Genomic DNA, 24,736 nt, shown 5'->3' with positions numbered 1-24,736 from the left:
GGTCGCGCCGCAAGTGGTCAGATCACACCGCTTCAATCCGCAGCGCAACCGGTGCCTCGGTCACAACATCGGTCTGTTCGATGCCGGCAAGGGCTGCATCCAGATTGGCGCGGGTGGTTTTATGGGTGACGATCAGCACCGGCGCGCTGTCATCTTCATGACCGTATTGGCGCATCCGGTCGATCGACACGCCGGCTTCGCCCAGCACAGCGGCCACTTTGGCCATGGCACCCGGTTTGTCCTTCAGCCCCAGACGCAGGTAGTAGGGTGCGGGCAGGGCGGATTGGGCGCGGGGGGCGCTTTTCAGGCTGTCGGCTTTCTGACCGAAGACCGGGTAACGGATGCCGCGGGCGATGTCGCAGACATCTCCCATCACCGCGCTGGCGGTGGGGCCTTCGCCGGCACCGGCGCCGCGCAGCACAACCTGACCCACGTCAGAGCCTTCGACCACAACCATATTGGTGCCGCCTTCCAGCTGACCCAGTGGGCTTTGTGCCGGCACCAGACAGGGCGACATGCGCTGTTCCAGACCGCGGCCGCTCATCTGGGCGACGCCCAGCAGTTTGATGCGGTAGCCCATGTCGGCCGCCTGACGGATGTCTTCGATGGTGACGCGCTGGATGCCTTCCAGCTCAACCCCGTCGAAATCCACCTGGGTGCCAAAAGCCAGTGACGACAGGATGGCCAGCTTGTGACCGGCGTCGATGCCGCCCACGTCCAGGTTCGGATCCGCTTCCAGATAGCCCAGTTTGTCGGCCTCTTCGAATAGGGCGTTGTAGCCCTGACCGGTGGCTTCCATCCGGGTCAGAATGTAGTTGCAGGTGCCGTTCATCACGCCCATCACGCGGGTGATTTCATTGGCGGCCAGACCTTCGGTCAGCGATTTGATGATCGGGATGCCACCGGCGATGGCCGCTTCATAGCGAATGACCGACCCTGAGGCCTCGGCCAGTTCGGCCAGCGCCTGACCGTGATGGGCCAGGAGCGCCTTGTTGGCGGTGACCACATCTTTACCGGCTTTCAGCGCCGCCTCGATGGAGGCTTTGGCCGGGCCATCTTCGCCGCCCATCAGTTCCACATAAACGTCGACGTCGTCACGGGTGGCCAGTTTGACCGGATCATCTTCCCAGCCGTAGTGGTCCAGGTTCACACCGCGATCTTTGCCGCGCGAACGGGCCGAAACGGCCGAGATCGTCACCTCGCGACCAGTTCGCATAGTCAGTAGGGCAGCCTGTTGACGGACAATTTTCACAACGCCGACACCTACGGTGCCGAGCCCTGCAATACCAAGGCGCAAGGGTTGGCTCATCTGGCCCTCCTGAACTGACAGATCTTCGTCTTGGCGATGTATCGGGCTTTGCGTCGCTGTGCAACGCGGCAAATGCCGATCAGCCCCTATGGGGCAGGGGGGATCGGCCGGGATGTTGCAATTTAGCCGCCATTTTGGGCAACCAGTGCCCGGGCCCGTGCGCGCAGGGCCTTGGCCCGGCTGCTCAGCGCTTCGGCGCTGTCTTCATCTGTGCGGGCTTCGCTATGTTCGGCCTGTGCGGTCTCAATCGGGACCAGCGACGGGTAGGGGGCCAATCGCGCCGCTGCGGTCGAATGGTCCTGCAGTTCAATCGGGCTACAGGCCACAGCTGTCAGCGACAGGGCAAGGGCGCAAAGAGGCAGGCGAAGAAACATGGCAGACCAAATGTGACTTAAGGGCAGCGGCAACAGACGCCCCCGTCTTGCCTGTCAGATAGGCCCTTGGCAAGGGGCTTGCCCGGATCGTGTCGTTAAAACCGCCTGATCGGCAGAGGGTTGCCGTTTCGCTCTTTGATTTGAACATCTGTTCAGTTACCGTGACGCCCATGGCAAGAACCGCAGGCTCCCACTCTGATATCACCGGCCCCCGCGTCCTGGATGCGGCGCTGCGGCTGTTTTCGCAACATGGGTTTGCGGCGGTCTCCATGCGCCAGATTGCCCGCGACGTTGGGGTGCAGGCCGGCGCGCTTTATAACTACACGCCCGATAAACAGGCGCTGTTGTTCAACCTGATGCGCCGGCACATGGAGGACCTACTGGACCAGCGGGCCAACCGCGACACCTCGGCCAGTCCCTTGGAACGGTTGGAGGATTTCGCCCGTTTCCACATCCGCTATCACCTGAAGCGTCCCGATGAGGTGTTCATCGCCTATATGGAGCTGCGCAACCTGACGCCTGAAAACTTTGAGGCGATCGAAGAACTGCGCCGCCGCTATGAGGCTGAATTGGAAGAGATCCTGCGCGATGGCGTGGCCGAAGGTGTGTTTGCCCCGGCTGATATCCGCATCGCCACCATGGCTGTGATTGCGATGCTGACCGGGGTCACCACCTGGTACCGCCCCGCCGGCCGCCTGTCGGTGGATGAGGTGGAAGGGCTGTATTGGGAAATGGTGCGCAAATCGGTGTCGGTCTGACGGTCAGGGCGCCCAAATGGGGCGCCCCGTTTTGTTGATCTGAGTGTGGTTAAGCGGCCTTTGGCAGATCGACTTCCGTTTTCTCCTCGGCCATTGGCTGCTCTAACTGGATCGCCTCTGGCGCTTTGGCCTCTTCCACCGTTGGGTTCTCACAACGCTCCGCTTCTTCCTTGCTCAGCTGGAAGGCTTCAATCCCACCGGTCAGCGATTGCGCCTGCGCCGCCAGCTGTTCCGACGTGGCAGACATGTCTTTGGACGCGGTGTTGTTGGTCTGGATGCTGTGATCCAGCCGCGCAATGGCATCGGTGATCTGCTGCATCCCGCTGGACAGCTCAGTGTTGGATGCCGCCATATTGCCGACCAGTTGCGCGGTGGCTTCAATCTCGGGCACCAGATCCGACAGTTTCAACCGGGCCTCTTCGGCAGTGCTGACCGTGCCTTGCGTTAAGGCGCCGATGTCCTCAGCCGCCTCCTGCGCCCGTTCGGCCAATTTGCGCACCTCCGCCGCCACAACCGAAAAACCGCGCCCATGTTCGCCTGCACGCGCGGCCTCCACCGCAGCGTTCAGGGCCAAGAGGTCGGTTTGACGGGCGATTTCCTGAATGATCTGGATCTTGTCGACAATGGTGGTCAGCGAGGACATTGCCGCCGCCACCGTTTCACCACCAGCCCGGGCGTTTTCGGCGGCGTGTTGGGCGGTCTCCTTGGTTTCCTCGGCACTTAGCGCGGTGTGGCTGACGTTTGCACTCATCTCCGTCACCGAGGTTGCAACCTCTTCTGCCGCCGTGGCCTGTTCCTTCGCCGCCGTCTGAATCGCGGCGGAGGTCGTGGCCATGCGATCCGCACCGCTGGCCACATGGGCCGCGCCGGTGCGCACATCCCCGACAATGCCGCGCAGATCGACCACCATGGTGTTCAAATTGTCCAGCAGCGCGCCAATTTCGTTCTTCATCCCATGATCGGCGGTTTCGGTCAGATCGCCACTGGCCACGCGCTGGCTGAGGGCTCCGGCCTGTTGCAGCCCGCGCGACAAGGTCGCCACAATATGCCATGCCGCCAGCAGGCTGATCACCAGCGCGGCGGTCATCATCACGATGATCTCATTCCGGGTCTGCGCATAGGCCGTTTCAGACTGCGCCAGCTCCTCATACATCTTGCGGGTTTCCAACTCAGCCACTTGGGTGATCAGGGCCGCCATCGGGATCTGGTAGGTTTTTTTGCCCTCGGCCAGACGTTTGGACGCCTTGCCTTTGGAGCCGAACAACAGATCCTGAAGGATCTTTTTGTTCACCTTTTCAATGCCTTCCTTCAGGATCAGATAGTCGTCCAAATAGGCGGCCGTATCGGCGGAGGAGCTGGCCTGCGCGGCGGCGATCAATTCTTCTTTGCGCTGCCCGAGTTCCTTCAGCGTGGCGCGCAGCGCTGATCGCTCTTCTTTGGTGCCAACAAGGATGTAGGTGCTGATTTCGGACTGGATGGTTTCCTGGATCTTTGCGACCTCTTCGATCAGGTGCAGGGTTTCGAAATTGATGCGAACGATCTCTTCGCCGCGGGTTTTGATCTGTTTCAGCTCATGCAGGCTGGTCACGCCGGTGGCGGTGAACAGGCACACTAAGAGCGCAAATGCGGCAATCAACTGGGCTTTCAGGGAAATGGTCATTCTGGGGCCTCTGACTCATGAACATATGCGCTTGACCGGTTGGGTCCGCGCAGGGCACTTGATGCAGCCCGCGACGACCTGTGTCGCCAGCTGCTCTTCTTACAACGGTTGAGGGAGAGGCCGATATACCGCTATGAAGTGTGAAATTTTTGCAACGGATTTGTGACAGTGGCGCGCGTTTCGCCCCGCCTTTTCAGACGCTTACCCAGATCAGCGGCAGTTGTCCGCAGGCCCCAGGGGTTGCAGGAACCGGCTGGCGGCGTAATGGATTTCTGGGCCTGAGCTGGTGGGCACCACAACCTGACTCCACCCCGAGCCAAGTGTTGCAATGACCCGGATACAGCTGTTGCCCTGCTGGGTGCCCAGGGAGGGGTGGTTCACCCCCGGGCCGGTGCGGATGTTCAGTCGATCCGCCGTGATGAAATGGGTCACCGGGGTCAGCGACAGCGTGGCAGGGACAGCGGTTGAGCTGCGCGACGGCGCGCTGGGCGAACGGTCAAAAACGCCAATGTGGTCCAGAATAAAATAGCCGATCACTGCAAAAATGCCAAAGCCGATCAGCCGCACAGCCCAGAGGATCAGATCCTCAATCCAGGCAAAGAAACCTTTCCGCCTTGTGCCGGAATGGCCCGCATTTGGGCTGGTTGTCTGTGGCGCAGATGGAGGGGTGGTCTCATACCGGCTTTTGCCGGTGTGGGCGTCCCGGCCGGCCGCAACTGATCCCATGATGAAAGACCCCGGGTTGCTGAAACGGCGGGGCGAATGGACGTTGCCGTTGGCGCCATCCATGATCGCCATCGTGCGTTCGGCATCGGCGCGGCGGCGCGCCTCCTCGGCACGTTGGCGGGCCTGATGATCCGCGTAGCGGCGCGCGGCCTCCTGTTCGCGGCGGCGGCGCTCTTCCTCGGCCTGCATGCGGCGGCGTTCGGCCTCTTGCTCCGGTGTGCCCCAGCCTGTCACGTTTTACTCTCCGGTCTTCTGTTCCGCCTTTCGGTCGGATCTTTGTCTGCTCAAACAGCACGTTAGGAGGGCAATGGCGACTTGGCAAGCGGCGCAGAAGGGGCAGGGCGCGGGTGGCAAGCAATGGCGCATTCCGCGAAGGGACTCGCATCTGCAGGCAGACAAGGCTATGAGCGCTGCCAGACCAAAGAGGACCGCAGGGAGACCGGGCATGGCGCAGCAAGATCAAAACGAAGTTCTGGCGACGGTGACCGTTTCCGCCACCCGCCGCTGGTTGGCGCTGAGCATGCTGGGGGGGCTGGGCGTGTTGCTGATCTATTTCGCCTTCGCCACGCCGCCTGCCAACTTTGCGCTGCAGGCCTTTGTGATCGTGCTGGGCGGTCTGTCGCTGGCGCTGATGATGAAAATGCATGCTGGCACCAGCGGGCAGATTGATCTGACCCGCGCTGGGCTGCGTGACAGTGACGGTACCCTCATCGCACCGATTGAGGCCATTCTGGCGGTGGAACGGGGCGCGTTTGCTTTCAAACCTTCCAACGGTTTTCTGGTGCGGTTGGATCTGAACGCAACTGAAGAAGATCTGCCGCGCGTCTGGCGGCCGGGCCTGTGGTGGCGTCTGGGCCGCCGCATAGGCGTTGGCGGGGTGACCCCAGGCAATCAGACCAAGATCATGGCGGAACTTTTGCAGGCCCTCATAGTTGAACGCGGCTAATGCTGCCCAATAAATGCAAAGCAAACGCAAAGCGCCCCGCCAATTGGACGGGGCGTTTTTGTATCAAATCAGCCTAGGCCAACTGAGGCGGGATTAGTTTTCCCAAACCAGCTGCGGCGCGAAACGTGGGCTGGTGAACACCAGATTGTACAGAACATCCTCACTTAGTCCGACGTTGAAGGCGGGCTTATAGGTGCTCCAGGTTTCGACCAGAATAACACGCTCATTGTCCGGCAGGTTCGGCAGGCGGTCACGCATGGCGTTTACGGTGGCCTCGGTCAGGGGCGGGCGATTGCCACGGCCTTCGGACCAGTCCAGCGTATAGGCGTCATCTTCTTCATCCCACATCGCAACCGAAACCCGCACCGCCGGATCCGACTCTTGCTTGGACAGGAAGACGAACAGCGACTGGAGCGAGTTGATATAGGCATCATTCACCGCCGCGGTTTCCCGGCTGAGCATATCGCCAATCGTGTAGGCCGCTTTGAGGTTGATCGAGCTTTGGCGGAACGCATCGTAATAGACAAAGCTGGCCAGAAACGCCCAGAGCAGGAAGGGCAGGATCAGCACCGCCTCGACGGCGACGGACCCGCTGCCGTCTTTGGCAAACTGCCGGGCAAAGCGGCGCAGGCGGTGGGGCAGGACACTCAGAACACTCATTAACGCGGCTCCTGTACGAAGGCGGATTTGGCGATCAGCGAATAATCTCCGGCACCGTCTTTGGCCAATGCATCGCCTAGACCGGTGGTCGGGAACAAGGGCTGCACCTTCACGCAGACACGCACCAGCATCATTTCGTTTTCCTGGCCATGCACAAACTCACGCACCGGGTCCACTTCCTGACTGCGATCGGTGCAGTCGGCATCGGTGGGCGGCGAGGTCCAGTTGCGCGGATCCAGCTGGATCATCTCAATCCGCAGGTTCTCTTCGCAATCAATCAGCAGCGGGGCACGGTCACATATGCTGGCCTTCAGCTCATCGTGCTGTGGCGCTGTGCCAGTGCCCAGGCGGATGTCACGCACCGTCAGATCCAGCGCCCGCTCCAGAATGGTTTCACGGATCGTCAGGGTGCCCAATTCAAAGGTTGAGCCCATGATCAGCATGAAGATCGGGAACACGACGACAAATTCCACTGTCGCGTTGCCGTCTTCCCGCCCGGCAAAGCGCCGCAGCCCAGAAGTTAAGCCAGAGAACGGGGCCCGTAACAGCCGGGCCAGGGAACGCACAGGTGTCATTGTACCAGTCTCAGTTTACGGATGGAGGCAGCGATCGAGGCAAAGGCGTCATCGATGGCCAGGCCGTCCACGTCGAAGTGGTGGCTGTCCGAGCTGGCGCAGGCGCGCAGCACGTTCTGACCGCGATCCGGGGCCTCAAAGCCGACGGTGAAAATCACGATACCTTGGTCTTTGGCGGCGGTGCAGATGGCATCGGTCCGCGCGTCTTTGGTGTTGCTGCCGGCGGAGTCTGTGACATCATCGTACCAGTTGTAGTAGCGATAGCTGTCGAAGCCCATGTTGTTGTTCATGTTCCAGTTCACCGACAGTCGGTTCCACAGTTCGGGATAGGTCAGCTGCACGGCCGTGCCGGATTCATTTTCATCCCAGCAGGTCCAGCGCCAGCGGCCATTGCGACGGCGCCATTCGCATTCCTCATAGGTGCCATTGCCATAGGCGTGGTCTTCCCAGGTCTGGGTATGCGGCCACCAGAAGTTGCTGCCCTGTTGCACCGAATAGCGGCCCCCGCTCACACTGCGCGAGGAGTTGTACCAGACCGGTGACAGGCCTTCACGGAAGCCATCGTTCAGGAAATACTGCGTGGTGTTTTCGCCATCGGTCATCAGCACCACAACCTTCAGCGTCGTGCGCTCATTGTAGGCGTGCGGGCGGCCTTCGAAGTCACCACTGACGGACCCTTCGCTGATCATCTGGCTCAGCACAGGCTGGGTGCCGGGATCCAACAGTGCCGCGCCCCATTTCATGCCCACGTCGATCGAGGTGGCGCCAAGCGCTTCCAGATCGTCGATATAGTCATGCAGCGCGTTCTGATCGTTGGAAAACGGCAGGATCTGCGTATCTGGGTTGGTGCTACAGACCGTCAGATAGGGGTTTTCATAGTTGTACCACGGGTCGAAATGGCCCGACCGCTGGAGCGGGTCTGTGGGCAGGATTTCGGTGGTGTTGAAATCGCTGTCGCCAAAATCCACACAATGCGAATAGCTGTGTTCATTGGTGACGTTGTATTTGCTCAGCAGGTTCTGGCCAACGCCAACCTGGGTGGCATAGGGCACAACCGAGATATAGACGTTGCCTTCCTGGGCCGAAGCCAGAACCGTATCCACAAAGGATTTCGCCGCAGGACGCAGGCGCGTCAGGCGCTGGTTCGACCCCATCGAGCCCGAAACATCCAGCACCAGTGAGATTTCGATGCCATCAATCCGTTCTTCCGCCTGGCCCGAGGCGGGGGCGGACATGGTGTCGATGTCAAACAGCTTGAGGAAATAGGTGTCGAGTTCCGAGGTCGCCTTGGCCGAAACCGACCGGTAGCCGATGCCTTCGTCCACGGTGACGCTTTGCAGGTAGGCGCCGACGCCCGCCTTGTCGAAATAGTCCCGCACCACCTCTTCGGCGGGCTGGGTCTGGTCAAGGTCGGCCGCGGCCAGAACGGCACGGTCCAGCGTGTTCTGCAGCGCCATCCGGTCACGCTCAAAGCGCATCAGGTCGATGCCAACACCGCCCACCATCAGCATGCAGATAAACATGAAGATTGAGAAAATGACCACCGCGCCGCTTTCGTCGCGACCAAAACGGTGCAGACCCCGCCGCAGGGCGGTCGGGCCTTGCATCACGCGTGATGCCATATGCAGCCTTTTCGAACGTGTCATGTTCATAACCTCTGTCAAATCAACGCCGAGTCCCTCACATCAAATAAACGCCGACGAGCAGAGCCGTCTTAGGGTCCACTTATGGCTAGGGGGCGTTCTTAAGTTGGGTTTCGCGGTCAATCGGGGCGAAAACAAGGCATGCCCAAGGAATTGCTGGGGTTTGGTTCCGGGCTTTGCGGCAATAACGTTTCATTAACCTTAATTGTTTCGCAACTGTCCCCAATCGCCACCGGCAATTAAAACTGATTTTGACCTCTGTCGTAGGGATTCGCGGCCCTCTCCCCGCCTTTTGAGAGGGTAGGGACGGGCGATTTGCGGCTTCAGGCCAAGCCGATGCGATGTTTTCAGGCGTTTCTGCGCTGCCTGCCACAGCCCCACGCGCGGGGCTTGCGTCAGGGGGCAGGGGCTGGCATCAAGAGTGCCTCACCTTTCAGATGATCCGAACAGAGAGCTGCCCGATGTTCCGTACCCTTCTGCCTGCCACCTTTGCCGCTTGCCTTGTGGTGGCCACGCCAGCCTTGAGCGAAACCGAAGAAGAGCGCGGGACGCGCTGTGAGGCACAGGCCGGGATCGTGGCCGAAGCGGTGGATCTGCGTCTGGACAAAAAACGTGAGCGTCGGACGCGTAAGCTGCTGCTGAAAAACGAAGAGTTGAAAGCCGGCTTTTATGCCGAGGATGAGGCGCTGCTGGAACAGCATGTCGACCTCTTGGTGAACTGGGTCTATCAGCTGCCCGAAGCGCAGCTGGGCGAAGATGCCTCCACCGCGTTTCAGATCGCCTGCAATCAGTTCCAAAGCTGAGCCGTCCCTCCGTTTGTTCTTCGCGCGCGGGCTTTGCCACCGGCGCGCTTCAGCGCTATAGTTTCCCTTATGAGCCTGCCTCCCGGATTTCTTGACGAATTGCGTAATCGCACCTCCATCTCACAGGTGGTGGGGCGCAAGGTCATGTGGGATATGCGCAAGTCCAATCAGGGCAAGGGCGATATGTGGGCACCGTGCCCGTTCCATCAGGAAAAATCCGCCTCATTCCACGTCGATGACCGCAAGGGCTACTACTATTGCTTTGGCTGTCACGCCAAAGGCGACGCCATCAGCTTTGTGCGCGAAACCGAAAACGTTGAGTTCATGGAGGCGGTGGAGATCCTCGCGCGGGAGGCTGGCATGACCATGCCGCAGCGCGATCCGCAGGCACAGAAAAAGGCCGATAAGCGTAGCCAGCTGGCTGAGGTCATGGAGATGGCGGTGCAGTTCTTCCGGCTGCAGCTGAGCCGTGGTGTCGCGGATGATGCACGCGCCTACCTGCAGCGGCGTGGCTTGGGGCCGGAAACGCAGGCCCGGTTTGAGATTGGCTTTGCGCCTGAAGGCTGGCAGCACCTGTGGGATCACCTGCGCGGCAAAGGCGTGGACGAAGAGCTGATCCTTGGCGCCGGTCTGGCCAAGCCTTCCAACAAGGGCAAGAAGCCCTATGACACCTTCCGCAATCGCATCATGTTCCCGATCCGGGATCCGCGCGGGCGCTGCATCGCCTTTGGCGGCCGGGCGATGGACCCTAATGACAATGCCAAATACCTCAACAGCCCGGAAACCGCGCTGTTTGATAAGGGACGCAACCTCTATCACCATGGCCCCGCCCGTGAGGCTGCCGGCAAAGGCCAGCCGCTGATTGTTGCCGAAGGTTATATGGACGTGATCGCCTTGGCCGAGGGTGGCTTTGGCGCCTCGGTGGCGCCTCTGGGCACCGCGATCACTGAAAACCAGCTGCAGCTGTTGTGGCGCATCGCGCCGGAACCGATCATTGCCCTGGATGGTGATACGGCAGGTCTGCGTGCGGCCATGCGGGTCATTGATCTGGCGCTGCCCCTTTTGGAGGCGGGCAAATCGCTGCGGTTTGCCCTGATGCCCGAAGGCAAAGACCCCGACGATCTGATCCGCCAGGAAGGCCCGCAAAAACTGCAAGAGATCCTGGATGGCGCTATGCCGATGGTGGATCTGCTGTGGCAGCGTGAAACCGAAGGCAAGGTGTTTGACAGTCCCGAACGTAAGGCGGCGCTGGACAAATCCCTGCGCGAAAAGATCAAGCTGATCCGCGATCCCTCAATCCGGGAACACTACGGGCTGGCGATCAAGGACATGCGCTGGGACCTGTTTGGCCAGTCGCGCCGTGGCGGCGGTCAAGGCGGCCGAGGCGGGCAGGGCGGTGGCTTCCGCGAAGCCGGCGGCGGGTTCCAACGTGGGTTTCAGGGCGGCTACAACGGTTTTCGCAAAGGTGGCTTTGCCCCAACGCCGATGGCCAGCACCAAATCCTCGATGCTGGTGGCCGCTGGGGAGGGCGCTGATGATCACCTGCGCGAAGCGGTGATCCTGGCCAGCCTGATCCGCACACCTGAGTTGCTGCCGGAATTTGACAGCCAGGTTGAGCGCATGCATTGCGCCGATGCCGAACGCGCCCATATCCGCGATCTGCTGCTGGAGATGTGCGATCGCGGTGAGCTGGGCGACGTTGAGGGCCGGATTTTTGAAGCGCTGGGCCCCTATGCCCTTGAAAGCCTCTTTGCGCTGCCCCATGTGGCGATAGCGCCCGCGGTGCGCCGTGCCGGTGATCTGGAAACCGTGCGTATGTCGGTGGCCGAGGAACTGGCGAAACTGCAGGCCACACGGGGCCTGGACGCTGAGATCGAGGAGGCCGCAGAGGAGCTGGGCGCAAGCGACGATGATACGCTGACCCGCCGTCTGCATCAGGCCACCGAAACCCGAAACCGCGCCCTGCGCAGTGAACAAGAAGACCGCGCCCATTATGACGTCGGAGAGAACGGCGCCCGAATCAATCGGGATGAACGTGACGCTTTTGATGCCATTTTGGGGAAGATCAATTTCTCCAGACGCTGATATCGGGCGATTTGGTGAAGAAAACAGAAAGAATTCCGGGTAAACGGGTTTCCGAATCATGGAATCGCGTTATTGATTCGCTCTGAACGAATCATGCCACGCCCGGATCCGTCCGCCTGCAGGAGAGTTACATGGCTGCCAAAGACACCGAAGACCGCAAGCCCGACGATCAGGACGCCGAGGTATCCCTGGACATGAGCCAGGCTGCCGTAAAGCGGATGATCGCCGAAGCGCGGGAACGGGGCTATATCACCTATGACCAGCTGAACCAGGTTCTGCCCCCCGATCAGGTGTCCTCGGAACAGATCGAAGACGTGATGTCGATGCTCTCGGAAATGGGCATCAACATCATCGAAGACGAAGAAGCCGAAGAAGAAGAACAGAAAAACACCGCCGTTGTGGATGTTTCCTCCAACAAGGGCGAAGTGGCGCTGTCTTCGGGCACCACCGAAAAGCTGGATCGCACTGACGATCCGGTGCGCATGTACCTGCGCGAGATGGGCTCGGTCGAACTGCTGAGCCGAGAGGGCGAAATCGCGATTGCGAAACGCATCGAGGCCGGCCGCAACACGATGATCCTGGGTCTGTGCGAAAGCCCGCTGACCTTCCAGGCGATCACCATCTGGCGTGACGAACTTCTGTCCGAAGATATTCTGCTGCGCGATGTGATCGATCTGGAAACCACCTTTGGCAACCAGATGGGTGAGGACGGCGAAGACGACGAAGAAGGCATCGTTGGCGCCGCCAACGTCGCCGCTGCCCCTTCTGCGCAACCGGCGCAGAAAGAGGAAAAGCAGGAATACGATGCGGACGGCAACCCGATCCGCAATGATGACGACGATGATGATGAGGATGAACAGGCCAACATGTCGCTGGCCGCGATGGAGGCCGCGCTGAAGCAGCGTGTGCTCGACACCCTCAACAACATCGCTGAAGACTTCGAAATCCTGTCGGAAATGCAGGACGCCCGGATCTCGGCCACGCTGAACGAAGACGGCAGTTTCTCGGAAGAAGATGAAGCGCGCTATCAAAAACTGCGCTCCGAGATTGTCGAACTGGTGAACGGCCTGCATCTGCACAACAACCGGATCGAGGCGCTGATCGACCAGCTTTACGGCATCAACCGCCGGATCATGTCGATCGACAGCTCGATGGTGAAACTGGCTGACCAGGCCCGCATCAACCGTCGTGAGTTCATTGAGGCCTACCGTGGCTCGGAACTGGATCCGACCTGGCTGGACCGTATGGCTGAAAAACCCGGCCGTGGCTGGCAGATGTTCATCGAACGCTCCACCGAGAAGGTCGAAGGTCTGCGCAACGACATGGCTCAGGTGGGTCAATACGTTGGTCTGGACATCCCTGAATTCCGCCGCATCGTGGCGCAGGTTCAAAAGGGTGAAAAAGAGGCCCGTCAGGCCAAGAAAGAGATGGTTGAGGCTAACCTTCGCCTCGTGATCTCAATCGCGAAGAAATACACCAACCGTGGCCTGCAGTTCCTGGATCTTATTCAGGAAGGTAACATCGGTCTGATGAAGGCGGTGGATAAGTTCGAATACCGCCGCGGCTACAAATTCTCGACCTATGCGACCTGGTGGATCCGTCAGGCGATCACCCGCTCGATTGCGGATCAGGCACGCACCATCCGTATCCCGGTGCATATGATCGAAACGATCAATAAACTGGTGCGGACCGGCCGTCAGATGCTGCATGAGATCGGCCGTGAGCCGACGCCGGAAGAACTGGCCGAAAAGCTGCAGATGCCGCTGGAAAAGGTCCGCAAGGTGATGAAAATCGCCAAGGAGCCGATTTCTCTGGAAACCCCGATTGGCGACGAAGAAGACAGCCAGCTGGGCGATTTCATCGAAGACAAAAACGCCGTGCTGCCGCTGGATTCGGCCATTCAGGAAAACCTGAAAGAGACCACCACGCGCGTTCTGGCCTCACTCACCCCGCGTGAGGAACGTGTGCTGCGGATGCGCTTTGGCATCGGCATGAACACCGACCACACGCTGGAAGAGGTGGGCCAGCAGTTCAGCGTGACCCGCGAACGGATCCGTCAGATCGAAGCAAAAGCCCTGCGCAAGCTGAAGCACCCCAGCCGCTCCCGCAAACTGCGCAGCTTCCTCGATCAGTAAGCGCTCCAGGTGATGTGAATAACAAAACGCCCCCGATTTCGGGGGCGTTTTTTGTTGGTTCGATCGTGGGGCAAAGGCGCCTTCGCTGTGTTACTCAGTTTGCGAACAGGTCACGCCACGGTTTGGAACGATATCCCGATCCAACAGCTGATCATAACAGATCTGATAAGTCTCCGTGCAGGAGACGCCACCGGAGTTTGTCCCTGTGACACGGCGCCCCTGTTGCTTGCTGCCGTTGAGGGTGACCTCATAGTCGATTGCCGACGGGCCCCCCGCATTCCAACACTGGATCACCAGATCAAGCGGTTTGCCCCGCTGGATCTTGCGGTTGATTTTGCGCCAGACCTCCGCCGATGCGGCATCACCGCTATTGCGAGCGTCGAGGTACGCATTACGCGCGATGGCGTACAGATCGTATTGCAGCGGTGGATTAAACCCGGATGCTGTGCCGCGGTCCGTGCCAATCGTCTGACCTTCGAAGATGACGTTAAACCCGTCATCTGCGCTCTTTAGCGAGACGACCATTGGCATGGTGGCGCGCCCCGGGGCGTCGGGCCGTTGCCGGTTGGTCTTCTCCAGCTGGTCCAGAATTTCCTCCAGAATGCCTTTGGCGGGCACCTCATCTGTGTATTTCCGCATCAGATGCGTGTCGATTTGTTTGATCGCCTCTCGCGTTGATGAGGCCTCGTTGGAAATGTTGCGATTGATCTCCTCCAATGTGTCAAACAGATCGGAAACGATGCCGCGTATCGCGTAGTCATCAAGGGCATAGGCTTGGCCGGGCAGGCAGAGGATACAGGACAAAAGCACAGGTCTTAGACGTGGGAAGGGCATGAATACCTCCTTCGGGTTTGAAAATGGACTTGGGTCAAATGCCAAAACCTTACCACAGTTGGCGCATTGTGTCTTGGTCCGGCCCCGTGCCGTTGTAGGGCCTGCCTTCGCCTGAGGCGCGCTGCGACACCGTGACATCCTGATGGTGCTTCCTGTTTCTCGTGAGGGCGCTAAAGTTGTGGGGCGAGGCTGAATTGGCAGGAGGCCGCAGCGATGCATCAAGACAGGGCTATCGATCAAACCCAGGCGTGGCAGTCGGATCTGGATCACGCGCCTTATGTGATGGTCTATGACGGCGAATGTGTGCTCTGCGATGGGTTTTTTCATTTCGTGCTGAAGCGGGACCGCAAGCAGCAGGTGCGGTTTGTCATTGGCCAGTCGCCTTTGGGGCAGGCCCTGTTCAAAAGCGTCGGGCTGCCGCATGAAAACTTCACCACCATTTTGGTGTTCCGCGACGGTAAAGCGTTCACCAAGGTTGATGCGCTGGCCGAGCTGGTCTCCGGCTTTGGCGGGGTGTGGCGTGTGGCGCGACTGATCCGTCTGGTGCCGCATGTTCTGAAGGATCCGCTCTATAATCTGATCGCGCGCAACCGCTACCGGCTGTTTGGCCGCTTTGACCAATGTGTGGTGCCGGATGACGCGCTGAAGGCGCGGTTTCTTGAAGGCGGGTTTGGCTGATGGATCCCTTTGGGCAGGCGATTGACGCTTTGGGCCTGCCGGTGGCAGAGCCGGTGCGCCGGTTTCACGCTGTGCATGCAGAGGCCCGCTATCAGGGTGAGGCTGCGGTGGAACGCGGGCAGGGGCGGGTTGTCCGCTTGCTGCTGGGCCTTGGGCGGTTCCCGCCGTCCAGTCAGGCCGTGCCGCTTTCTTTGCAGATCCGCAATGATGCCCGCGGGGCGGAATGGATCCGGCTGTTTGGTGGGCATGAAACCCGGTCCTCCCTGCGGTATGATCCGGCCCGCAAACTGGTGCTGGAACGGCTGGGGCCCTTTACCATCGGCATGGCCTTGACGGCTGAGGCCGGGCGGCTGCATGTGGCGGTGCGGCACCTTTGGGTCGCGGGGCTGCCGTTGCCGCGGATCCTGCTGCCGATCAGCGACAGTGTGGAATACGGCGATGCGGCGGGGCGGTTCTGTTTTGATATCTCAGCGCGGCTCTGGGGGCTGGGGCGGTTGATCCGCTACCATGGCTGGGTCAGCGTGCCTGTGACTAAGGCTGAGTCAGAGCTTCAGACCGCACCTCAGGACGCACCGCATGACCCGGTGCAAACACATTTGCGCGACTGATCTTCACCAAAGCGCGCGCGGCTCTTGTCGTTTTTCCAAGACACCCAATCTATAGCGGCAGGAAAGGAGGTGAGCCATGAAAGCGCTCGTCTTGTTACTGCTGATCCCAACCTCCCTGTTTGCGCATACTGGTTATGAGTTGACGTTGGATCACGTGACCACCCTCCCTCTGCCGCAAATGGTGCTGTCGCAGCCCAGCCCTGACATTTGGGTTGGCTCTGACAGTGGCACCGTCCAGCTGGCCGCCCCCTGCATAACCTCCGCCGAGGCTCAGGAGGCGATGGTGCAGCTGGCCGCCACCTGTGTGGAGCGTTAAGCGCCCAGACGCCAGTGCAACGGGAGATGAATGCGCCCTGACCAGACGGTCAGGGCGCTTTTCTTTGTCTCACACAATGGTGCGGTTGGATTAACCCAGCAGCAGGATGTCCGATCCCCCGGCGCTGCGGCGCAGGGCGTGCAGATCGGCCAGATCCGGGTCATTGGCCCAGGCCAGCGCCGCGTCACGATCCGGGAACGACAGCAGCGCGGCCGTGTCAGGCGCCGCAGGGCTGCCATCCAATGTGGTGAAGTCTTTGCTGGCCGCTTCGACCTTGCCACCGTGGCGGGCCAGCGCTTCGCCTGCCTTTTCACGGTAGGCGTTTAGGGCATCAGGGTTGGTCACGGTCAGTTGCGCGTAGGCGTAGATCATTTCTCTCTCCATCAAATGTGTGAACCCTATGTGGCATCTGTCATGGCACGCGAAAACGCGCGACTTTGCATTCATTCCATGCGATAGTGCATGGTATGCAGCGAGTGGATGACCCCGATTGGGGCGATTTGAAAACCGTGCTGGCGCTGGTGCGCCATGGCAGTCTGGCGGCGGCGGGGCAGGCGCTGGGGGTGAATTACACCACCGTGGCACGGCGCATTGCACGGGTGGAGCAGGCGCTGGATCAGACCCTGTTTGAACGTCTGGCCGATGGCTACCATCCTACCGAGGCGGCGCAGCTGATTGGCGAACATGCGGCCAGGATGGAGGCGGAGGCCGACGCGATGCTGCGCCAGCTTTCCGGCCAGGACAGCCGGTTGCGCGGGCCGCTGGTGATCACCGCACCGCAGCTGTTGATCGCCCATGTTCTGGCGCCGGTTCTGCAGGACTTTGCCAAGGCTTATCCCGATATTGACCTGCATCTGCGGGCCTCAAACGACCTGTTGGATCTCAACCGGCGTGAGGCTGATCTGGCGATCCGCATCAGCCGCGCCCCGGGGGACAGCCTGATGGGGCGGCGGCTGACGGCGCAGAAATCGGCCGCCTTTGCCGCGGCGAGCTATGTGGAGGCAATGGCCAAGGCGCCCGAGGCCCCGATTGACTGGCTGGTCTATGAGGCGATGGCAGAGCTGCCCGCAGCGGTGAGGGCGCAGTCACCACAATCGCGGATCGCCATGGTCTTTGATGACATGGTGGCGATGGCGGGCGCGGCGCAGGCGGGCCTGGGGGTGGTGCGCATGCCGTTGTTTCTGGGCCGTGCGCTGGGGCTGCAGCCGCTGGGCCTGATGCCAGCGCAGCCCTACGCCGATATCTGGGTGGTGGCCCATGCGGATCTGTGGCCCTCGGCCAAGGTGACGGCGTTCCGCCAGATGCTGGTGCCATTCTTTAAGGCGCGGGCGGCGCGTTTTACCTGAGTGCAGGCGCGCCCTCTTGCACCTGATGGGGTCAAGCGCCACACTGTATCAAACCCAAATATGATGGATCGACCCATGTCCCTATTTTCCAAACTCTTCGGTGGTGGTGCCAGCAAATCAGAGCCGAAAGGCGCTGAGCCCGAAGACCACGCAGGCTTCCTGATCTATGTGGAGCCGATCCGCGAGGGCGGCAGCTACCGGATCGGTGCCCGCATCGAAAAGGTCATAGATGGGGAGTTGAAGTCCCACATGATGATCCGCGCCGATACCGTCGGCTCACAGGATGAAGCCGCCCAGATCAGCCTGCAAAAGGCCAAGAGTTTTATCGACCAGATGGGCGATGGGGTGTTTGGCTAAGACCAGACAGCTGTTAGGCTAGGGCATGGATCCAATTGCCCTTGCCTTCTACGCCGCGATTTGCGGGTTGCTCAGCCTCTTTGCGCCGTCGCTTGGTGGCATGGTGCCCCGCATGCTGATCGGCGCGGTGGTGGGTATCTTGGCGGCCAGCCTGTTACCTTTCGTGAAAACCCTGATCGGAGGCTGAGCCACATGAGTCAGCTGGCGCAGACGCAGTTCAACCTCTCGACCCGCGGGCAGGGGCTGTATGAGTTTACCCGTGATGTGGCGGCCTGGGTGCAGGATCAGGGCATGCAGGCGGGGCTGCTGACGCTGTTTGTGCGCCACACCTCCTGTTCATTGCTGATTCAGGAAAACGCCGATCCTGAGGTGCAGGTGGATCTGCGCAACTTCTTCGCCCGTCTGGTGCCGCCCACCACGGATCCCAGCATGGCCTATCTGACCCACACCTATGAGGGGCCGGATGACATGCCGGCCCACATCAAATCCGCGATGATGCCGGTCAGCCTGTCGGTGCCGCTGGTGGCCGGGCAATTGGCGCTGGGGACCTGGCAGGGGATCTACCTGTTTGAACATCGTGACGCCCCGCATCAGCGCCAGGTGGTGGCACATCTGGCGGGGCAGTAAGCGCGATTTCCGGCATGGGGCGGGAGTGTAACGCAGATCACGCCAGTGGCCCGTGCGGGCACGTTTCTGTGAACCCTCTTGTTTGAAGGGCCCCGGGGCTTTGATGATGGGGCAGACCGCAGCCAACACACCCGGAGGATCCGCCATGAAAACCCAACGCCTGACCTTCACCGGCCATGACGGCAGCACCCTTGCTGCCCGATTGGATCTGCCCGAGGGCGAGATCACTTCGACCGCACTATTTGCGCATTGCTTTACCTGTTCCAAGGATATTCCGGCCGCCAAACGCATTGCCCAGCATCTGGCGCAGCGGGGCATGGCGGTGTTGCGGTTTGATTTCACCGGGCTAGGTCATTCTGAGGGCGAATTTGCCAACACCAATTTCACCACCAATGTGGCGGATCTGGTTCTGGCCGCCCAAGCGTTGGAGGAACGGTTCGCCGCGCCGCAGCTGCTGGTCGGCCATTCCCTCGGTGGTGCTGCGGTTTTGAAAGCGGCGGGTCAGATCCCTTCTGCCCGCGCGGCGGCCACCATTGGCGCGCCCTTTGATCCGGCGCATGTTGCACATAACTTTGGCGCCAAGGTCAAAGAGATTGAGGAAGAGGGCGGTGCGCAGGTTGAACTGGCCGGCCGCCCCTTCACCATCTGCAAACACTTCCTCGAAGATATCGCCGCGCAGGAGATGGCGCCGGCAATTGCCAGCCTGCACAAGGCGCTGTTGGTGCTGCATGCGCCTTTGGACGATGTGGTGGGGATTGAAAACGCGGCGGAGATCTTTACAGCGGCGAAACATCCCAAGAGCTTTGTTACCCTGGATGACGCCGATCATCTGGTGACCCGGATCAAAGATGCGGAATATGCGGCGGATACCATCCTGGCCTGGGCGGCGCGCTATGTGGATCTGGCGGCGGAACCTGTGACCAAGTCCGCCCCTGATGGTGCGGTGCATGTGTCTGAGGCGGACGCCATGGGTTTCCTGCAGGACGTGAACATTGCGGGCCGTCACACCTATCTGGCGGATGAACCGGCCGCGGTCGGGGGCAGCGATCTGGGGCCAACCCCCTATCAGTATCTGTCGGCGGGGCTGGGGGCCTGTACCACCATGACCATCCGCATGTATGCCCGCCGCAAAGGCTACCCGCTGGAGCATGTGGCGGTGGATGTCTACCATGACAAACGCCATCTGGAGGCAATGGAGGGCCAAGCGCCCACCAAACGCGATGTGTTCCGCCGGGACATCCATGTGCGCGGTGATCTGAGTGACAGCCAGCGCGCCGATATCCTGCGTATTGCGGACAAGTGTCCGGTGCATAAAACCCTGCATGCCAGCGCAGAAATAGAAACAACCCTGCTGGACTGAGGCTTTTGCAACAATCAGTTGCGGTGATGATTTACCCCTACCCAAATCCTAGAGGGCGACCTATAGTAGATGTGGATAACTGGGGACTTATCCCCAGACTTGCGCAGTGTAGCGAAAGAGGGGACCTTTCATGCGTTGTCCGTTTTGCGGAAATATCGACACCCAAGTGAAGGATTCACGCCCCGCCGAAGATCACGTCTCGATCCGTCGGCGGCGCTTTTGCCCGGCCTGTGGTGGCCGTTTCACCACCTATGAACGGGTGCAGCTGCGCGACCTTGTGGTGATCAAATCCAATGGCCGCCGCGAAGACTTCGACCGCGATAAATTGGAACGCTCGATCCGCATTTCGATGCAGAAACGCCCGGTGGAACCTGATCGCATTGATCAGATGATCTCGGGCATTGTGCGGCGTCTGGAAAGCATGGGTGAGACGGATATCCCCTCCAAGACCATCGGTGAGATCGTGATGGAGGCGCTGGCCCGCATCGACACCGTGGCCTATGTGCGCTTCGCCTCGGTTTACAAGAACTTCCAGGCGGCGGACGACTTTGATAAATTCGTCTCCGAGCTGCGCCCGGATTACCCGAGCGAAGACTGACCCTTAACCCCAAACCGGGATTTTAGGCGATGGATCATCGTTACATGGCGCTGGCCCTGTCACTGGGGCGGCGCGGCCAGGGCAATACCTGGCCAAACCCCGCTGTGGGCTGCGTTATCGTCAAAGAGGGCCGCACCGTCGGCCGCGGCTGGACGCAACCCTCGGGCCGGCCCCATGCTGAGGTAGTGGCACTGGCGCAGGCCGGCGCTGCCGCGCGCGGCGCCACCGCCTATGTCACGCTGGAACCCTGTTCGCATCACGGCAAAACCCCGCCCTGTGCTGAGGCGCTGATCGCGGCTGGCGTCGCCCGTGTGGTGGCCGCCGTCACTGACAGCGATCCGCGCGTTTCAGGGCAGGGGTTTCAGATGCTGCGCGATGCCGGGATTGAGGTCACCACCGGTGTGCTGGCCGATGAGGCCGCGCGGGATCTTTCGGGCTTTTTCCAGCGGGTGGAAACCGGGCGCCCTGCGCTGACGCTAAAGCTGGCCAATTCCTTTGACGGGCGCATTGCCACCGCCACCGGCGAAAGCCAGTGGATCACCGGGCCCGAGGCGCGCCGTTATGTCCATGGCTTACGGGCCACTCATGATGCGGTGATGGTCGGCGGCGGCACTGCGCGGGCCGATGATCCCAGCCTGACCGTGCGGGACATGGGGGTGGAACGTCAGCCGGTGCGGGTGGTGCTGTCACGCCGCCTTGATCTGCCGCTGATGGGCAATCTGGCCCGCACCGCGCGTGAGGTGCCGGTGTGGATCTGCCATGGCCCGGATCTGGATCCGCTGTTGGAGCGCAGCTGGCGCGATCTGGGGGCGGAGCTAATCGCCTGCCCATTGTCGCAGGGGCAGATTGATCCTGCGGCGGCTCTGCAGGCCTTGGGGCAGCGCGGGCTGACCCGGGTGTTCTGCGAAGGCGGCGGCGCGTTGGCGGCTGCCCTGTTGGCGCAGGATCTGGTGGATGATCTGATCGGGTTTACCGCCGGGTTGGCAATTGGCGCTGAAGGCCTGCCGGGGATTGGCGCCATGGGGCTGGAACGCCTGTCAGAGGCGCCGCGCTATCAACTGGTTGAGACCCGGCCGATCGGGGCCGATGTGCTGCACCGCTGGCGGCGCGGTTAACCTAATATTGAGACGAGGCTGCGCCGCGGCTGTTCAGCCGCGACGCCAGAGGTGTGCGTAAGACGACAGCAGCCCCTGCAGTTTCGCCAGCAGGCGCAGGCTGGGTGGCGCGGGGGAGATGCCCGCAGCCAGACGTTCCACAATCAACTCCACCGGGCAGGGCTGGCCGTTGACCGGATCCAGATAGCGCGGATAGTCGATCAGCGTGGCATGGATCAGGCCCTCAAGCGGGACCAGCGTGCCACGGCGGGCGGGCACGTCGCCACGATCGACAGTCAGGCCCCAGCCGGCGTAGAAGGGCGCGCCCAGACAGGTGACCTTGACGCCGCGCAACAGTGCCTCAAACCCCAGGAGGGAGGTCATCGTCCAAACCTCCTGCACCTCTTGCAGCAGGGGGGCCGGGTCACCCTGTTCGATCACCGCATCGGCAAACTTCAACGCCTGTTCCTGTGTCAGGGCGCCGGGGCGCAGGCCGGCCTCCACATCCGGGTGGGGTTTATAGAGGATCACGGCGTCTGGGTTCGCGGCGCGGGTGGCCTGCAGCAGGGTGAGGTTGGTCTTGATCATCCCTGTACCCAGCCGGATCGAGGCATCATCCTCCACCTGACCCGGCACCAGAATGCGATGGCCTTCGGGCAGCTGCTGCACCGGGTGGCCCACGTTGTATTTGCTGAGCCCCGCCTTGGTCAGGTTGCGGCGCAGCTGGTCCGCGCGGGCGCGCTGATCCTCACGCAGCTGGCTGCGGCTGCGGATCATATCCTCCAGATCGCTGGGCTGGTTCGGATCGTAGTAGATCCCCTGTCGGTCGCTGACTAGCGACAGGGGGGGCACCAGCTCCGCCCCCAGACCGCGGGAGCGCAGGAAGCCATCCTCAATCCGCACAAGGCCCGCAGGGGGCGCAGGCAGCGCCTCCGCCGCGCGGGCCCAGATCATCTGGCGGCGGCGGGCCGGGGCATCGGTGGGCTTGGCTGAAAACCGGACCGGTCGGACGGATCCGAAGAAGCGATTGAGCGGCCGGCGTTTCCACAGCCGCATGCCAGCGGCCTGCCAGCCATGCTGATCCTCGGCATAGGCGCGGGCGCGGGCGGCCAGAATATCAATCACATCTTCCAAGGCGCAGAGCCGGTCGCGATACGGGTCATACCAGATCGGGTAGAGCATCATCACCCCGGCAAAGAGCTGCGCGCGGGTCAGCTGACGGCGGCGGCGCGGCAGCGGGGAAACATCATCGGTCAGCCCCCAACCGGCATAGAAGGGTTGGCCAAACACCTTGGGACGGTGACCGGCCATGATCGCCTCAAACCCCAGTCCGGAGGTGACGGTGTAAACACCGATCGCGCCCTCCAGCAGGGCATGCGGACTGGCGGCGCCATCATATAGGGTGACACCGTCGGGCAATGTGGCGGGATCATAGTGGCCATCGCGGTGACCGCCGCGGGTTTCGGGATGGGCTTTGATCACGATGCGCGCGCCGGGGTGGTCCTCCTGCGCCTGCATCAGCATTTCGGCAAAACTATGGGCCGAGGCACGCCCCAGCTTGATCGCGGCATCTCCGCGCGTCTGGTCGATCAGCAGCACATAGCCGGGATCGGGCAGGGGGGCGTCTGGATCAAAGGCGGCGTATTTTGACAGCTGCGCCTCTTGAATGCGGGCCATACAGTCCCGCGCCCGGGCCAGCAGGCCGCCGTCATCCAGCGGCTGCAGGTTCAGGATCGCCTCAAGGTCGCTGGGCTGGGTGATGTCAAAATGCATCCCGCGTTTGCAGACCACCAGCCCCAGGGGCGGCTCACCGCTGCGGCCGGGGTGCAGGGACCGCAGAAAGGCATCTTCGACGCGGATCAGGCTTGCCCCGGTTCTTTCCGCCATGGCCTCACCGCGTTTGGCGTAGGGCGAATGCCCCCAAACGGCGATCAGATCGTCCTGACCCGGTTTGCCCAGCCGCAGATCATACCCGGCAAGCTGCAGGATGCGACGGGTCTGTTTTTGCCGCCAGAAGCCTGCGTTGAAATAGGAAACCCGCCGAGGCTGGGCCTCGGCGGGGCTATGACGCATCCAATCGGACGGCCGCATTAACTGCCGCCGAGCGTGGACAGCGAGTTGGCGGTGGTGAGCGAACCGGTCAGCGAGGAAATCGTTTTGTCCCACTGGGTGAACGGCGCTTCGGTCACGTAAAGCGTGTCTTCGTCGCGCACGGCAAAGTCACGCGCCAGGAACAGGCCGTTGGGTTGGGTCAGGTCCAGCACATAGACCAGACGCTGCGCCCCTTCCAGGTCATTGCGGCCCAGAACGGCGTTAGCAATCTCAGCCGGTTCGTTGCGCAGGATGAAGACGCCGGTGGGATCTGCCGCTGTGGCCAGCAGGCCGCCGACCTGTGCGATAGCTTCGATGGCAGAAACGGTCTGGCTTTCAAAACCGATGCGCGACTGGGTGCCGGTGGCGCCAAGCGCGGTGAAGCTGCGGGTGTCGCCCTCAACCAGGATACGGTCGCCGCCACGCAGGGCGATGTCCAGTTCCGGGTTTTCATAAAGGTCCTGGAACCAGATGTTGCCGCGTTCGTTGCCGCGGATCACGGTGATCTGGGCAATCTCGGGATCGATGGTCACGCCGCCCGCACGGGCCAGCATGGTCGACAGGGTCCGGGTTGGCCGTTCAATGGCAAAGACGCCCTGCCCGCCAACGGCCCCGACCAGTGATACGGTTGAGCCGTCACCAGCGACACGGCGCACCTCGACCTGAGGTTCCGGGGTCTGATCTTCGATCTTGCGGGTGATGATGTTGCGGATCTGTTCAGGCGTGTTGCCCGCAGCGCGGATGCGGCCCGCGTAGGGCACAAAGATGAAGCCTGCGCCATCAACCTGAATTTCGGTCAGGATCGAGTTTGCCCCGGTGCGGGTGTACAGCCCGACATCGACGTTTTCCCAGATTGTTAGGCTCAGCGTGTCGCCCGGGCGCACGATGTCAGAGCCCAGCTGGCCAGCCTTCAGGAACTTTTCGGGGAAGCCAAGGGCAGGGGTTACGGCGGTTGCGCGGGTCACCCGGTCATTGACGTTTACGATATAGGCGTCGCCCTCTCGCAGGACGGAGCCTGCAAAGATCTCTTTCTTGGTGGGGCCAACGCGCGGCAGGCCACAGGACGCAACCAGCGCCACAGCAGCCAAAAGGGCGACGGACTTCGCCCGGCGGGAGCTAAAGAATTTCACTGCTCGGTCTCCTCGACCTGTAT

At 61.4% G+C, this 24,736-nt stretch carries 26 protein-coding genes; 15 read left to right on the top strand and 11 right to left on the bottom strand.

The annotated features are described in order from the left end of the window. Positions 1–22: 22 nt before the first annotated feature. On the bottom strand, positions 23–1,309 hold the full coding sequence (locus ACORLH_RS14680; protein WP_321829106.1) for a homoserine dehydrogenase: 1,287 nt from the start codon (positions 1,307–1,309) through the stop codon (positions 23–25). A gap of 122 nt (positions 1,310–1,431) precedes the next feature. Further along, positions 1,432–1,683: a hypothetical protein gene (locus ACORLH_RS14675; RefSeq protein WP_321829105.1), complete on the bottom strand. Its 252-nt coding sequence runs from the start codon at positions 1,681–1,683 to the stop codon at positions 1,432–1,434. A gap of 170 nt (positions 1,684–1,853) precedes the next feature. Here ACORLH_RS14675 and ACORLH_RS14670 point away from each other — a divergent pair, with 170 nt between their 5' ends. Further along, positions 1,854–2,441, top strand: coding sequence for a TetR/AcrR family transcriptional regulator (locus ACORLH_RS14670; RefSeq protein ID WP_321829104.1), 588 nt, complete (start codon positions 1,854–1,856; stop codon positions 2,439–2,441). Positions 2,442–2,490: 49 nt separating this feature from the next. Here the strand turns inward: ACORLH_RS14670 and ACORLH_RS14665 are convergent, their stop codons facing one another. Next, complete coding sequence (locus ACORLH_RS14665) at positions 2,491–4,101, bottom strand: methyl-accepting chemotaxis protein (RefSeq protein ID WP_321829103.1); 1,611 nt, start codon at positions 4,099–4,101, stop codon at positions 2,491–2,493. Between the two features lie 210 nt (positions 4,102–4,311). Then, the gene (locus ACORLH_RS14660; protein ID WP_321829102.1) at positions 4,312–5,061 is read right to left on the bottom strand and encodes an SH3 domain-containing protein; all 750 of its coding nucleotides are present in this window, start codon (positions 5,059–5,061) and stop codon (positions 4,312–4,314) included. A 211-nt stretch (positions 5,062–5,272) separates the two neighbouring features. On the opposite strand from ACORLH_RS14660, the gene ACORLH_RS14655 reads away from it, so the two are divergent. Next, positions 5,273–5,773 (top strand): hypothetical protein, encoded by a 501-nt coding sequence (locus ACORLH_RS14655; RefSeq protein ID WP_321829101.1) that lies wholly within the window; start codon positions 5,273–5,275, stop codon positions 5,771–5,773. 93 nt (positions 5,774–5,866) lie between these two features. On the opposite strand, the gene ACORLH_RS14650 is transcribed toward ACORLH_RS14655, so the two are convergent. From ACORLH_RS14650 to ACORLH_RS14640, 3 genes are read right to left on the bottom strand one after another with little or no spacing between them, the layout of a single operon-like run. After that, complete coding sequence (locus ACORLH_RS14650; protein ID WP_321829100.1) at positions 5,867–6,433, bottom strand: pilus assembly protein; 567 nt, start codon at positions 6,431–6,433, stop codon at positions 5,867–5,869. Next, positions 6,433–7,008 (bottom strand): TadE/TadG family type IV pilus assembly protein, encoded by a 576-nt coding sequence (locus ACORLH_RS14645; RefSeq protein WP_321829099.1) that lies wholly within the window; start codon positions 7,006–7,008, stop codon positions 6,433–6,435. The genes ACORLH_RS14650 and ACORLH_RS14645 overlap by 1 nt, the downstream gene beginning before the upstream one ends. Next, positions 7,005–8,654 (bottom strand): TadE/TadG family protein, encoded by a 1,650-nt coding sequence (locus ACORLH_RS14640; RefSeq protein WP_321829098.1) that lies wholly within the window; start codon positions 8,652–8,654, stop codon positions 7,005–7,007. The genes ACORLH_RS14645 and ACORLH_RS14640 overlap by 4 nt, the downstream gene beginning before the upstream one ends. 458 nt (positions 8,655–9,112) lie before the next feature. Between ACORLH_RS14640 and ACORLH_RS14635 the strand changes: the two genes are divergently transcribed. From ACORLH_RS14635 to rpoD, 3 genes are all read left to right on the top strand, one after another. After that, positions 9,113–9,454, top strand: coding sequence for a hypothetical protein (locus ACORLH_RS14635; RefSeq protein WP_321829097.1), 342 nt, complete (start codon positions 9,113–9,115; stop codon positions 9,452–9,454). 69 nt (positions 9,455–9,523) lie between these two features. Continuing rightward, the gene (gene dnaG / locus ACORLH_RS14630) at positions 9,524–11,539 is read left to right on the top strand and encodes a DNA primase (RefSeq protein WP_321829096.1); all 2,016 of its coding nucleotides are present in this window, start codon (positions 9,524–9,526) and stop codon (positions 11,537–11,539) included. A gap of 131 nt (positions 11,540–11,670) precedes the next feature. After that, positions 11,671–13,674: an RNA polymerase sigma factor RpoD gene (gene rpoD, locus ACORLH_RS14625; protein ID WP_321829095.1), complete on the top strand. Its 2,004-nt coding sequence runs from the start codon at positions 11,671–11,673 to the stop codon at positions 13,672–13,674. A 90-nt stretch (positions 13,675–13,764) separates the two neighbouring features. On the opposite strand, the gene ACORLH_RS14620 is transcribed toward rpoD, so the two are convergent. Further along, a complete protein-coding gene (locus tag ACORLH_RS14620; RefSeq protein ID WP_321829094.1) occupies positions 13,765–14,508 on the bottom strand; it encodes a hypothetical protein in 744 nt (247 codons plus the stop codon). 213 nt (positions 14,509–14,721) lie between these two features. Here ACORLH_RS14620 and ACORLH_RS14615 point away from each other — a divergent pair, with 213 nt between their 5' ends. From ACORLH_RS14615 to ACORLH_RS14605, 3 genes are all read left to right on the top strand, one after another. Beyond that, positions 14,722–15,186 (top strand): thiol-disulfide oxidoreductase DCC family protein, encoded by a 465-nt coding sequence (locus ACORLH_RS14615; protein WP_321829093.1) that lies wholly within the window; start codon positions 14,722–14,724, stop codon positions 15,184–15,186. Next, the gene (locus ACORLH_RS14610) at positions 15,186–15,794 is read left to right on the top strand and encodes a DUF4166 domain-containing protein (protein ID WP_321829092.1); all 609 of its coding nucleotides are present in this window, start codon (positions 15,186–15,188) and stop codon (positions 15,792–15,794) included. The genes ACORLH_RS14615 and ACORLH_RS14610 overlap by 1 nt, the downstream gene beginning before the upstream one ends. A gap of 76 nt (positions 15,795–15,870) precedes the next feature. Further along, complete coding sequence (locus ACORLH_RS14605; RefSeq protein WP_321829091.1) at positions 15,871–16,110, top strand: hypothetical protein; 240 nt, start codon at positions 15,871–15,873, stop codon at positions 16,108–16,110. 90 nt (positions 16,111–16,200) lie between these two features. Here the strand turns inward: ACORLH_RS14605 and ACORLH_RS14600 are convergent, their stop codons facing one another. Further along, the gene (locus ACORLH_RS14600) at positions 16,201–16,482 is read right to left on the bottom strand and encodes a DUF1330 domain-containing protein (RefSeq protein WP_058241692.1); all 282 of its coding nucleotides are present in this window, start codon (positions 16,480–16,482) and stop codon (positions 16,201–16,203) included. A gap of 95 nt (positions 16,483–16,577) precedes the next feature. On the opposite strand from ACORLH_RS14600, the gene ACORLH_RS14595 reads away from it, so the two are divergent. The 7 genes from ACORLH_RS14595 to ribD all read left to right on the top strand — a co-directional run bounded on the left by ACORLH_RS14595 (position 16,578) and on the right by ribD (position 21,513). After that, a complete protein-coding gene (locus ACORLH_RS14595) occupies positions 16,578–17,456 on the top strand; it encodes a LysR family transcriptional regulator (RefSeq protein WP_321829090.1) in 879 nt (292 codons plus the stop codon). A 75-nt stretch (positions 17,457–17,531) separates the two neighbouring features. After that, entirely contained in the window at positions 17,532–17,813 is a 282-nt protein-coding gene (locus tag ACORLH_RS14590; protein ID WP_321829089.1) for an HlyU family transcriptional regulator, read from the top strand. A 25-nt stretch (positions 17,814–17,838) separates the two neighbouring features. After that, positions 17,839–18,000, top strand: coding sequence for a hypothetical protein (locus ACORLH_RS14585; RefSeq protein WP_165590003.1), 162 nt, complete (start codon positions 17,839–17,841; stop codon positions 17,998–18,000). A 5-nt stretch (positions 18,001–18,005) separates the two neighbouring features. Further along, positions 18,006–18,440 (top strand): secondary thiamine-phosphate synthase enzyme YjbQ, encoded by a 435-nt coding sequence (locus tag ACORLH_RS14580; RefSeq protein ID WP_321829088.1) that lies wholly within the window; start codon positions 18,006–18,008, stop codon positions 18,438–18,440. A gap of 145 nt (positions 18,441–18,585) precedes the next feature. Beyond that, positions 18,586–19,800 (top strand): bifunctional alpha/beta hydrolase/OsmC family protein, encoded by a 1,215-nt coding sequence (locus ACORLH_RS14575; protein WP_321829087.1) that lies wholly within the window; start codon positions 18,586–18,588, stop codon positions 19,798–19,800. Between the two features lie 130 nt (positions 19,801–19,930). Continuing rightward, positions 19,931–20,398, top strand: a complete 468-nt coding sequence (nrdR, locus tag ACORLH_RS14570; RefSeq protein WP_058241687.1) for a transcriptional regulator NrdR — start codon at positions 19,931–19,933, stop codon at positions 20,396–20,398. Positions 20,399–20,427: 29 nt separating this feature from the next. Further along, positions 20,428–21,513: a bifunctional diaminohydroxyphosphoribosylaminopyrimidine deaminase/5-amino-6-(5-phosphoribosylamino)uracil reductase RibD gene (gene ribD / locus ACORLH_RS14565; RefSeq protein WP_321829086.1), complete on the top strand. Its 1,086-nt coding sequence runs from the start codon at positions 20,428–20,430 to the stop codon at positions 21,511–21,513. 33 nt (positions 21,514–21,546) lie between these two features. Here ribD and ACORLH_RS14560 read toward each other — a convergent pair whose 3' ends face one another. After that, on the bottom strand, positions 21,547–23,583 hold the full coding sequence (locus ACORLH_RS14560) for a capsular polysaccharide biosynthesis protein (RefSeq protein ID WP_321829085.1): 2,037 nt from the start codon (positions 23,581–23,583) through the stop codon (positions 21,547–21,549). Then, positions 23,583–24,713, bottom strand: coding sequence for a polysaccharide biosynthesis/export family protein (locus tag ACORLH_RS14555; RefSeq protein ID WP_321829084.1), 1,131 nt, complete (start codon positions 24,711–24,713; stop codon positions 23,583–23,585). The genes ACORLH_RS14560 and ACORLH_RS14555 overlap by 1 nt, the downstream gene beginning before the upstream one ends. Positions 24,714–24,736 lie beyond the last annotated feature (23 nt).

The sequence above is a fragment of the Thalassovita sp. genome (genome assembly GCF_963691685.1).
Taxonomy (GTDB): Bacteria; Pseudomonadota; Alphaproteobacteria; order Rhodobacterales; family Rhodobacteraceae; genus Thalassobius.
The sequence above is the reverse complement of the archived record's forward strand: the minus strand, read 5'-3'. Positions and strand labels throughout refer to the sequence as shown.